This window comes from Propionispira arboris (assembly GCF_900109225.1).
Lineage (GTDB): Bacteria > Bacillota > Negativicutes > Selenomonadales > Selenomonadaceae > Propionispira > Propionispira arboris.
The window spans coordinates 43,300-53,676 of the sequence record NZ_FNZK01000026.1 but is presented as its reverse complement, the minus strand read 5'-3'; the positions used below and the strand labels follow the sequence as shown (position 1 = coordinate 53,676).

The window sequence follows — 10,377 nt, the reverse complement described above, 5'->3', positions numbered from 1 at the left end:
AATCTGTGATGAATGGGGTTATGTGCCATTGGACAGAGAAGCTGCACAATTGCTGTTTCAAGTTATTTCCGACAGCTATGAGCGCAGGAACGTTGTTTTGACAACCAATCTTGAGTTCAGCCGCTGGGTGAGTATTTTTTATGATGAACAAATGACCGCAGCCATAATTGATCGGCTGGTACACCATAGTTATCTCTTGCTTTACGATGGCCCTAGCAACCGCATGCGCGATTCGCTTATGCGGCAAGATGGATAAAATTCCCCACCCATATAGGTGAGGAAAAACTTTTGCAAAAGTGAGGAATTTTCACTTGCAAAATACACCATATACTGTGTTATTTATCATTAAGCTTTTCACACCGCCATACTCTAAAAGTATTTCGATCAATTATTTACATTTTTTCTTTAATTAATATAACTCTTGCAACATTCTATCCAAACTATATAACAGACCTAAACCTTTTATTTTTTAAAAAGTTCAGGTCTGTTTTCGCTATTACAACGATAAAATTCTCAATATACTGCTAACGGCGAATTACATCAGCATCATCTAAATTAAAAATTTTGAAAATTGCTTACCTTGAGTGTTTATTTACTCTCAAATCATATATTTTTTAGTAATTATACAAAACCATCTTTTTCAGCCATTCTCTATACTTATTTATATATCCTTCTTTTAATTATATAATTGCAGTTAAAATACTTAACCCGGTTTTACCATCAATATTGGTAATTACGCTTGCTAGTTTTATATTTGCTTTCTCTAACACAGCCTGTATGTGATTAAATTCTGGGCAGTAAGCGTTTTTTGACGCTGGCGATAGCCTCCGTTTTATCTGTTTTTAGAGTTTTGTGAAATGCTTTCCATCGGTAAAAACGCGGCTTACAAATTACTAGCATCTGGACAGCTAAAGTGCTTTCGGTATAACCATGTCTGGAAAATTCCCAAACAGGGTATTATTGCATACATAAAAACACAAAGTAATTTAGTGTAAAAATTAGGACTTTGTATTCTTGCCAAGTCCCACAGTATAAATAAAGTTCCATCTGTTACACTATTTTTAATTTCTATCCGATAAATTTAAGTTTTAAATTTAAAATGACAACATCCATTTTATCGGATGTTGTCAAAATATTGTCAAAAGCGCTTTTCTGCTCTATTTTTATGCAATAAAAAAAGCTCCGCGCAAGCCACGCGAATCCTTGAAATTACTACTATCAGCGAGGGTTTGATTCGAATCCACGGTACCTTGCGATACAATTGATTTCGAGTTATCCAAAGATGTTTCTTAACCCCTTTGACAGCTTACACCCGATTGTAAATCAAGAATTCATCTATGTATATCGAATTATATATAACGGTGAAAAATTGGTACTATCAATAGTTTTTTGCAAATTCATATTTCATTCAACAATGAGTCTTTCATAATAATCATCAATTATAAAAATCAGACAAAAACTAATTAAGCCTTAAACCTATTTAAATATTTCATATTTCTCTACCGTATCAACAACATAATAACGGCTACGCCCAAAATGGCGATTTATATGCTGATCAAATATCATTAAGTTGCTTTTACTTTTCAAATATTTCCACCCTTAAATGCAGCATTATTTGCACGTTGCAATAACTACAAAAAACAAGACAACGAATTGTCCTCATTGCCCTGCATATTTTAATATTGTCACGTCAGTTTATTTGCAAATCAATTCTCCTTCAATAATATTGGGAGATCTTTTAGAAGTAATTTTATATCTTATTTGTTCTGGAAAATCTTTAAACACAAGATACGAAGGAAAAAAACTGTTGGTATTCTGTTTAAGATATTTTTGATTATAGCAAACTATATCACACTCATCGTCTTCAAAATATTCATAACAGAAAATAGTTTTGCAGTTATTGTTAAAATCATTTCTTTTACTTTCAATTATTTCATTATAAGACGGTCCAAATCCATTCAGATGTGGAATGCTAAAGCCTTTAGGTCTTATATCATAATCATAATATTCATCTATTGCAACCGTCTTTTTCGGTTTATAGACAAGTTCAAATATTTCATTTGCCACATTAAGAATATCGTCCTCTGGAATAGGCAGTTGCTTACGTACGCAAAGGTGATTTTTATTAATAAATAGTTTGACATCAATATCTTCATCAAAATCCGTCCCAATATTACAGAGCGCAAGATTAAGATAAACATTAGCATCAAGCTCAACAAAATATCTAGTTAATTGCATAAACTTGTCAATCTTCTGTTTCACGTTTCTTATTAGTTCATACTTTTTCTTTTCTTCATCACTTCCTGTTTCTGATTTACTTGGCTCCATTCCATATAGTCCACCACCCATAGGACTTTGTATTATCATCAAATTTCCCAAACAGTAAAAATCATTTTGTATATCAATGTGATTCTGTTCAATAAAAATATTAATGGCATCTTTACAATCGTCAACCTTCGCAGGCTCAGAAGGAAAAATGTTGTTAATAGCTTTTATCTGTTGTTGCCATATCTCAGGCATCATTATAGCATCGTTTTTCTTTTCCTTGTTAATTTTAATAAACAATCTAATATTTTTTATCTCTTCAATATTATCAATAATAGATTGTTTCATGTTTATCATATATGGCGAATTTAAAAAATTGGTATGAAATGCAGTTGGTGGATCTTTGGGAATTCTATCACATACACCGTTAATACATAATTTACTTTTCGCTCTAAAGTCAGTTCCTTCCCCAAACATCTTCAAAAAATGCAAAGATAAGTGATTAAGAAAATCTTTTTTAAAATCATCCAGATTAGAATATGTCCAATACAGTCCTTTATCTTTATATTTTTCCCTAAAAGCTAGTACTTTTTTATACTGTTCATTATCAATTTCAGATGGCTTAAGAGGGCAATCGCTAAAATATAAAAATACTTGCTTACCACTTTTTATAAGTTCTTCTATTTCCTCTTCTGTACCCGAACTATATGCATCCGTCGGGGTCCCAAATTTTGTCCAAAACACCGCGACAGCCGCATCACAAGAAAAAACAATTTGCTTATTGAGTATTTTTTGAGGATGGTCTCCTGATTCAGGATATGCGCCAGATGACCAATGAAGTACTTCTATCCTAGCATTATTTACTGAACCAAAAATTTTATTAAAAGTTTCAACTGTTTCTTTTATAAGATGTAATTCTTGCTGTACATCAGACGGGCACGATATAAGTAGCTCAAATTGTGTCATTGTTTTAGGCATTTTAATTCTCCTCGCTAACACTAACTGCTTTTTTCAACCATTTCAATAGATAGCTATATCATATATTATTATCTTTCCAAATAAATCTAATTAACTTTACTTATATTCCACATTTTCCTCAGCAACCTTCGGAACACTCACTATCCCATCATAAATTGCAGCTACTCACGATATCCAGCACTTATAATGTTCCAACGACTTTTCTTGACATGTATAAAATATATTTTATAGTTCAGCTAAGGTTAAGTGACAAAAAAATTTTAGCTCTATAAATTATCATAGAAGATCCAACCTACAGAGATTTTTCCTTCGCATATAATCTCAAAGGGCGATTTATAATCGCTAACCATAAATTTATTTCATAAAATCAAAAAAAGCTCTTATACTATTCAATATTTACTTAGGAAGAACCCCCAGCGAAGTTCAATCCAAGAATACCAAAATTCACTGTAATTCCTGCAAATTTAATGTTTTTTATTAAATTTTTTATGCCTGTATATATCATAAGGCATCCCCCCTTTATCTGCTTCGCTGAGTTGAGCTGGTGGTTCACCCATGGACCGCAAGGGTAGTCCTTCCTAAGCAAACATAGATATTTTTTATTATACTATATTCTCGTAATTCATGCTGAATTTTTCAACGTTTATTAGTCTGTATATTAATAGAACAAACTGCGCCTCAACAATTTCTAGATCTTCTAGCTTTTCCTCTCCCCCATGTTATGAAGTTTCTAGAGGACTCGTTATTAAGTAGCCCCAGGCGGTAAAAAAGATAAATTCCGGTTCTTTGTCAAGTGTTGTGGTAAAACATAAAGTGAGTTTTTAGCGAGGGGATTTCCCTTCGCTATTTTCTATTTTTATGCAGCCATATAAAGTATCTGATTTCTCATTCGTTTAAATTTCTGTATGCCATAAGAGCCATAAAATACAGCAAAGTTTATTTTATATAATCTTCAATCCAAGATTATATAAACACCATGATGACTTAAGATGATTATATGGCAATATATTCATTTTTCTTACGTTGTATAAGTTTATTGCAACTTATACATGCAATGCTTTTTTCAATAAACATTTAAGTAATATAACAAAACTGGAGGTAAAACAATCATGTTTGAACAATATAACGATCTAGTAACCGTAGAAGAGCTTTGTGAAATGCTTTCCATCGGTAAAAACGCTGCTTATAAATTATTAGCATCCGATGAACTAAAATGTTCCCGATCTAACCGCATCTGGAAAATCCCTAAACAAGGGGTTATCGAATATATTAAAAAACAAAATAATTTAGCGTAAATATAGAACTTGGCGATTTGCCAAGTCCTATATTTCGACTTAATATTATGCTATGATTATATCAGTAAAGTACATCGGACGGAGGATCTTATGGCTAAACAAAATAAAGAAACGCTCCATGCAAAAGGAATAGAAATCTCTATATTCTCGGAAGATTTTCAAAATGATTTCATTTCATTAACAGATATTGCACGTTATAAAAGTGAAGAACCAAAAGATGTTGTTAAAAATTGGCTTAGAACCAAAGATACCTTAGAATTTCTCGGATTGTGGGAACAACTCCATAATCCTAATTTTAAAGGGGTCGAATTCGACGCCTTTAGAAAAGGAGCTGGTCTAAACGCTTTTACTCTATCTCCACAAAAATGGATCAGCTCTACTAATGCAATCGGCATGATTTCAAAATCCGGGCGATACGGCGGAACCTATGCCCATAGTGATATTGCCTTTGAATTTGCCTCATGGGTTTCAGCTGAATTTAAGCTCTATATTATAAAAGACTATCAACGAATAAAAAGCGATGCAAGCAGTAAATTAGCACTTGGTTGGAACTTAAACCGTGAAATTGCAAAGCTAAATTATAAAATTCATACGGATGCCATAAAAGAAAACCTGATTCCCCAAAAACTAGCACCGAAACAAAAGTCCATGACCTATGCCAACGAAGCCGATGTCTTAAATGTAGCTTTGTTTGGCAAAACAGCTAAAGAGTGGCGAGACGAGTATCCTAAAGCTAAAGGTAACATCAGAGATTGTGCTTCACTTCATCAACTATTAGTTCTCGCTAACCTGGAAAGCTATAATGCCATACTTATTAAAGAAAATATCCCCCAAGAGCAAAGACTTGATCTTTTAAATAAAATGGCCATTGATCAGCTCAAAGCTATTCAAACCATAAACATTGATTCCATTCAAAAACTTAGTAAGCAATCCTAAACGGTACTCCCCCAATAACAATCGACGCCTAATCAAAATCAATGCGCCTTATTTGCGCCTTAACATTTAAAAACCATTGCCATTTCAAACCAACATTCACCAATCCTGACCCCCGTAAAGCCAGTAAAATCAATGATTTCCTATCAATCTACAATAATCACAAATAGTCCTTACGTCATTCGTAATAAGCAGGTCGTAGGTTCAATTCCTATCATCAGCTCCAGTGTTATCAATGCCTCCGAGGTTTTCGGAGGCTTTTTTGTTGTTCCAATTTAAATTCTGCGCCTTATTTTGCGTCTTAAAACCTAACCAATCAGTATTCAGGCAAAATCGTGCACTGCTGGAAGGTGATTGAGAGAATACGCATTAAGTATTATAATAAAATTATGGATTCAAAAAACAAATCAAATGGAAAAAGCGATGGATGCTGGCAGGCAAAAGCAGCATAAACGGAGGTAAAATGGAAATTTCTTCAAACACGAATCGATGTGCATCACAGCTAACGGCTGTAGTTACAAGCTTTAATCAAGGAGAGATGATTCAAGAGGCCTTAAAGTCGTTATTGAATCAAACCATCTTGCCGGATAAAATCATCATCGTTGATGATGGATCGACGGACGAAAAATCGCTGGACATCATAAGAGGGTTAGAATCAATGGTAAACCAAGTTCCAATTATGGTTCATCGACAGAAAAATTCTGGCGTTTCTGCGGCAAGAAATACCGGCATCCAACTCGCAAATACTACATTTGCATTGGTTCTAGATGGAGATGATAAACTGGAACCGTCTTTTGTGGAACAAGCATTACCTCATATTAAGAAATCCTCTGAAATTGTCGCTGTATCTTCATGGATGAAGACATTCGGCGTACTCCAAAGTATCGTATGCCCATCAGGTGGTGATATTCGAAAGTTTCTTTCTCATAATTGCTGTCCTGCAACGCATATCATGCGCTGTGAAGCATGGAGAAAATGCGGTGGATATGATGAAACGATGCGTACGGGATTTGAAGATTGGGATTATTTTCTCCGGCTACTTGAGACTTCGCCAAAGGCTCGTATTGCAATCGTAGAAGAAGCTTTGATTGACTATCGCACAGTACCGGCATCATCGAATGTCCGCAGTATGGATAAGAGATTAGAATTAATGAAGTATCTGATGGAAAAACATTCTAATGCATATGCTAAGCATATGGTCGATGTGATGCTTGATTTGGAAGCAATCTCCATATCTCGACTATACGCATGGGAAAGCGAAATGAAAAAACAAATTTTAAATTCGAATCTTAGTGATGCGTCGAAGAAGTTCATGAAATCTCCGAGTTATGGTGATGGAGGTATGGCTGCAGCAGTACGAATTGCTGCTAGAATATAAATAGATCAATTTAAAATGAGAAATCCGAAAAATATAGTACAATAGAGAAAATAATTCGGAAGTATCTCATTATATAAAAACACATAGTAATTTAGCGTAAAAATAAGGACTTGGCGATTTGCCAAGTCCTTATTTTTACTTACTATTATGCTATGATTATAGAAATAAAGTACATCGTGACACTATTTTTCAACGGCAAAAGCATTATCGTTTCTCCTGATATTATAGTGGATGATCGGAATATTTGACTCCTTCTATGATGCTGAACCCTACATCCCGTTTTTCCGGTGTCATTAACGATTTCATGGCGTAATGGACAATCCCCAGGCTGGAATTCCCCTTAAACAGCCGCGTAATGGTGTGTTTGTCTGCCCCACCCTGGTTCTTGTTCACCAGTTTTATCCCTACATCCATCTGACGATCATCCTTATCTTTACCGGTAATTCCAACCGTTTCCTGATCAATCTGATAGGTCAGCATCGGTAGTTCGATCATCGTCATCCATTTGGGAGCAGCAAATGCGGGTCTTGTGAAACCTAGAATCACTATGACAAGCAAATATGTAATGACTTTTATCACGGCTGTACCTCCACGAAAATATGTTTTTATACTTTTTCTCCACAATTTTGTTTAATGCTTTTAATATATGGAAAAATAGTACATTTTCCCCAGTCCGTTTTCTGAGCCTTACGTTGGAACCCAAAATGGCCCTGCCTTTCCTCTATGATTTGTTCGCCTCGATTTACTTGTTCAACCCGTTGGTAAGGAGTGAAGATATCAAACACACCACATACGCTTTGTATCTTCAAGTGGAACCGTTGATAAATTGCAACCATTCGTAGAACAAATAAAAAATAAAAATAAACTACACGCAAATTCTTTATATTAGTTTTCATGGTGCAAGCCTCCCTGTCATTTTTTTGCAGCCGACAGTCTCCGTTCATTTAACGTAAGCTCTATATTTCAGCTCGATATCATGCTATGATTATATCAACAAAAGAAAGAATCCGCTCAAAGCTATTCAAAAATTCAGGAAGCAAGCCTAAACGGTACTCCCCCAATGACAATAAACTTCTAATCAAAATCAATGATTTTCTATCAATTTACAATGATCACAAATAGTCCTTACATCATTCGTAATAAGCAGATCGTAGGTTTGAATCCCATCATCAGCTCCCTAGTAAATTCGAGAAAGAAGATGATTCATTGGCCACTATATTTGACATAGCAAAATTAGCAAAGACTTCTAAATCTACCGTTTCCAGAGTTATTAGTGAGCATGGTTATGTCAGTGAGGGAACTCGTTCTCGTGTTTTAGATGCAATAAACGAATTGAACTATATCCCAAATCAAATTGCTCGCCAGATGAAGTATCAACGCACTAATACCATAGGCTTTTTAGTAAATAATTATCATCCTACGGCCGGAGATTTTATAAATTATTTTGCCAATACCGCCAAGTCATATAACTATCGTGTAAACATATATTTTACAGGAACTCCCCAAGATGAATTAAAGGCTCTTAATCTATTGGCCACGCGCTCTCTAGATGGTTTATTTTTGTTAGCAAAAATAAATGATTGGGATAAAATCATTCCATATACAAAGTTTGGCCCCATTGCAACTTGGCGTCGAATTAAATCGGATAAGATCTATTCATCCTATATTGATCATTTTCCCCTATACATGCAAATCTTAGAATATATCTATGCCAAAGGAACACGCTTTGTCGGTCACATTTTAAATTGTGAAAAAAATTCTAATACCCAAGCTCGTTTAGAAGCAATACAAACCTTTGAAAAAACTCATTCCATGAATAATGATTGGATATTATTTTATACTGAGCAAAAAGATGCTGGCATTGATGCCGCCCATAAATGGATTGCAGCCGGAAAAGAAGCCCCCAAAACAGTTGTAATATATTCTGATTATGTTGCTACTGAATTCATTTCTATACTTAAAGAAAACGGCTATCAAGTACCTAAAGATTGTGCTATCTTTGGTTTTGATAATAGCACGTTCGGACGTTTACTGAATATATCTACAGTAGATACATTTCTTGAAAAACAAGCCATCAATGCATTTTACTATATTCATAATAACTTAAATAATACAAAGCTTACATACAAGAAAATCAATCCAAAATTGGTGTTTAGAGAAACTTGCTAGCAAAAATATCCATGCTTGTTATCTTTGCTATAAGATATTTTATAAACACGCATAAAAAAGCAGTTCTCCATGTATTTTTATATAGATGGAGTACTGCTTTTTTTACATCAATTATATATTAGACTATCTTTTTTTTGCTGCATTTCGCCAAAATATCAGCAGGAATTTCCTGACCTAGTCCCGGTCGGTCTGGTACTGTAATATAGCCATTAACAGGCTGATCATCATAAACACCCAAGCTTCTTGTAAAATCACTTAAATTACCTATATGGTGTTCATGGATGCAAAAATTAGGAATTACTGCTTCTATTTGTATTGCCGCTGCACAGGAAATAGGTCCACCACATACATGCGGTTGAACTAAAACATCATATATTCTAGCCATATCACATATTTTTTTACACTCAGATATTCCTCCGCAAGTAGCAAGATCTGGTTGAATTACATCTAAAGAGCGATTTTCTAAAAAAGGCTTAAATCCATAACGTGAATAAATCCTCTCACCAGCAGCTAAGGGAACATTTACTTTATTTTTCAGTTCTTTACTTAATTGTGGATTCAAAGAACCACATGCTTCTTCCATATAATAGATATTTAAATCTTCGATCAACTTGCTAATTTGAAATGCTGCATTAATATCTGTCTTGGCATGCAATTCCAAAATAATATCTACTTTATCTCCAACAGCTTTTCTTATGGCTACTAATCTATCACGACACAATTTTAATTTGTCAAACGTTAACAACCCATCATTTCTGTAATTTTTATTACCATTTTCATCACGCTGCAATGGATCGACTTTAATCGCTGTATAACCATCTGCAACAGCTTTCTGAGCAGCTAAGCCATACGCTTCTACACCGCCGAGAGGAAGCGCCTTCTTCCCCCAACCAAACTGAATTTGACTAGCATATGCTCTTATTTTATCACGGGTTTTCCCACCTAACAATTCATAAACAGGAACATTTAATGCCTTACCCTTAATATCCCAAAGAGCAATATCAATTGCACTCATGGCCGCAAAAATTAGTGTACCACCACCTTGTCCCCAGAAAGTATCTCTGTATAAACGATCCCAAATTTTTTCGATACAGAAAGGATTTTCACCTATAATCAATTTAGCAAAATCTTGAACTTGCCCGATACCTCCTAGTTTAGCATTTCCATAAGCTACACCTGCTTCACCAAAACCGCTGATCCCCTCATCCGTATTTATTCTTATAAAAATCGGTTCATTTGGTGCTGTTTTATCAAAGTCCGCACAAAATATTTCTACATCTGTAATCTTCATAAATATTCCTCCTGAACTTAATCGTTGTACTAAAACTATGGTTATACACTTTGCAATAACAAAATACT

General features: G+C 34.5%; 10 protein-coding genes. 6 read left to right on the top strand and 4 right to left on the bottom strand.

The genetic code is table 11. The annotated features are described in order from the left end of the window. Both BMY14_RS19100 and BMY14_RS19095 read left to right on the top strand, forming a co-directional pair. On the top strand, positions 1-256 hold a 256-nt coding region (locus tag BMY14_RS19100; protein WP_177177524.1), incomplete at its 5' end, for an ATP-binding protein. Positions 257-857: 601 nt separating this feature from the next. Next, a complete protein-coding gene (locus tag BMY14_RS19095; protein ID WP_091835469.1) occupies positions 858-995 on the top strand; it encodes a helix-turn-helix domain-containing protein in 138 nt (45 codons plus the stop codon). Between the two features lie 700 nt (positions 996-1,695). On the opposite strand, the gene BMY14_RS20710 is transcribed toward BMY14_RS19095, so the two are convergent. Beyond that, complete coding sequence (locus BMY14_RS20710) at positions 1,696-3,243, bottom strand: hypothetical protein (protein ID WP_177177669.1); 1,548 nt, start codon at positions 3,241-3,243, stop codon at positions 1,696-1,698. 1,109 nt (positions 3,244-4,352) lie between these two features. On the opposite strand from BMY14_RS20710, the gene BMY14_RS19085 reads away from it, so the two are divergent. The 3 genes from BMY14_RS19085 to BMY14_RS19075 all read left to right on the top strand — a co-directional run bounded on the left by BMY14_RS19085 (position 4,353) and on the right by BMY14_RS19075 (position 6,849). After that, positions 4,353-4,538, top strand: coding sequence for a helix-turn-helix domain-containing protein (locus BMY14_RS19085; RefSeq protein WP_091835464.1), 186 nt, complete (start codon positions 4,353-4,355; stop codon positions 4,536-4,538). Between the two features lie 90 nt (positions 4,539-4,628). Beyond that, a complete protein-coding gene (locus BMY14_RS19080) occupies positions 4,629-5,474 on the top strand; it encodes a KilA-N domain-containing protein (protein WP_019555380.1) in 846 nt (281 codons plus the stop codon). A 424-nt stretch (positions 5,475-5,898) separates the two neighbouring features. After that, positions 5,899-6,849, top strand: a complete 951-nt coding sequence (locus BMY14_RS19075) for a glycosyltransferase family A protein (RefSeq protein WP_342741781.1) — start codon at positions 5,899-5,901, stop codon at positions 6,847-6,849. Between the two features lie 222 nt (positions 6,850-7,071). Here BMY14_RS19075 and BMY14_RS19070 read toward each other — a convergent pair whose 3' ends face one another. Beyond that, complete coding sequence (locus tag BMY14_RS19070; protein WP_091835460.1) at positions 7,072-7,428, bottom strand: hypothetical protein; 357 nt, start codon at positions 7,426-7,428, stop codon at positions 7,072-7,074. Positions 7,429-7,454: 26 nt separating this feature from the next. Then, positions 7,455-7,745, bottom strand: coding sequence for a hypothetical protein (locus tag BMY14_RS19065; protein WP_091835458.1), 291 nt, complete (start codon positions 7,743-7,745; stop codon positions 7,455-7,457). Between the two features lie 310 nt (positions 7,746-8,055). On the opposite strand from BMY14_RS19065, the gene BMY14_RS19060 reads away from it, so the two are divergent. Next, positions 8,056-9,018 (top strand): LacI family DNA-binding transcriptional regulator, encoded by a 963-nt coding sequence (locus BMY14_RS19060; protein ID WP_091835455.1) that lies wholly within the window; start codon positions 8,056-8,058, stop codon positions 9,016-9,018. A gap of 118 nt (positions 9,019-9,136) precedes the next feature. Here the strand turns inward: BMY14_RS19060 and BMY14_RS19055 are convergent, their stop codons facing one another. After that, positions 9,137-10,309, bottom strand: a complete 1,173-nt coding sequence (locus BMY14_RS19055) for a mandelate racemase/muconate lactonizing enzyme family protein (RefSeq protein ID WP_091835452.1) — start codon at positions 10,307-10,309, stop codon at positions 9,137-9,139. Between the last annotated feature and the right edge of the window lie 68 nt (positions 10,310-10,377).

Excerpts from the sequence above, each read along its gene's own strand:
- BMY14_RS19095 (WP_091835469.1), top strand. The coding sequence starts at position 858 with ATGCTTTCCATCGGTAAAAACGCGGCTTACAAATTACTAGCATCTGGA.
- BMY14_RS20710 (WP_177177669.1), bottom strand. The coding sequence starts at position 3,243 with ATGCCTAAAACAATGACACAATTTGAGCTACTTATATCGTGCCCGTCT.
- BMY14_RS19085 (WP_091835464.1), top strand. The coding sequence starts at position 4,353 with ATGTTTGAACAATATAACGATCTAGTAACCGTAGAAGAGCTTTGTGAA.
- BMY14_RS19080 (WP_019555380.1), top strand. The coding sequence starts at position 4,629 with ATGGCTAAACAAAATAAAGAAACGCTCCATGCAAAAGGAATAGAAATC.
- BMY14_RS19075 (WP_342741781.1), top strand. The coding sequence starts at position 5,899 with ATGCTGGCAGGCAAAAGCAGCATAAACGGAGGTAAAATGGAAATTTCT.
- BMY14_RS19065 (WP_091835458.1), bottom strand. The coding sequence starts at position 7,745 with ATGAAAACTAATATAAAGAATTTGCGTGTAGTTTATTTTTATTTTTTA.
- BMY14_RS19055 (WP_091835452.1), bottom strand. The coding sequence starts at position 10,309 with ATGAAGATTACAGATGTAGAAATATTTTGTGCGGACTTTGATAAAACA.